This is a genomic window from Pseudoalteromonas sp. S3178 (genome assembly GCF_005886985.1).
GTDB classification, from domain to species: domain Bacteria; phylum Pseudomonadota; class Gammaproteobacteria; order Enterobacterales; family Alteromonadaceae; genus Pseudoalteromonas; species Pseudoalteromonas carrageenovora.
The window spans coordinates 1-383 of the sequence record NZ_PNCW01000460.1; the positions used below are offsets into that span (position 1 = coordinate 1).

The following is a 383-nucleotide window of genomic DNA, read 5'->3' on the forward strand; positions in this document are numbered from 1 at the left end:
GTTGAGCGCTGTAACAAGGTCAACGTTACCGTCAGGACGACGAGTAATTGCTTGACAGAACTCAGAGCTTGGATCTTTAAGTTGGTTGTAACAAATATCTAGGATATTGTTTACGCCACCACCTAGTACATCGATAGCATCATCAATCGTGATATCAAAGTAATCGATTGTAATGTCGAAGTTTTCGGTCGGTGTAATAACAAGACCTAGAGTAACCGTTTCTGATGTTTCTTCTTTCAGGTCAGGGTTACCACCGAAACTGCCTTCGATTTGCGCGTTTGCTTGTTCAAATACACCAACTTGAGAAGACGCAACACCGTGAGCCTCACAAAGCGCTCTGTCAGTGGTACCTTCTACAAAGCCATCAACGCTACATGGATCGG

General features: G+C 44.1%; 1 protein-coding gene. It reads right to left on the bottom strand.

What is annotated here, in order from left to right:
- Nucleotides 1-383, bottom strand: a 383-nt coding sequence (locus CWC11_RS21750) for a TonB-dependent receptor domain-containing protein (protein WP_138684243.1), incomplete at both ends; no start/stop codon positions are given.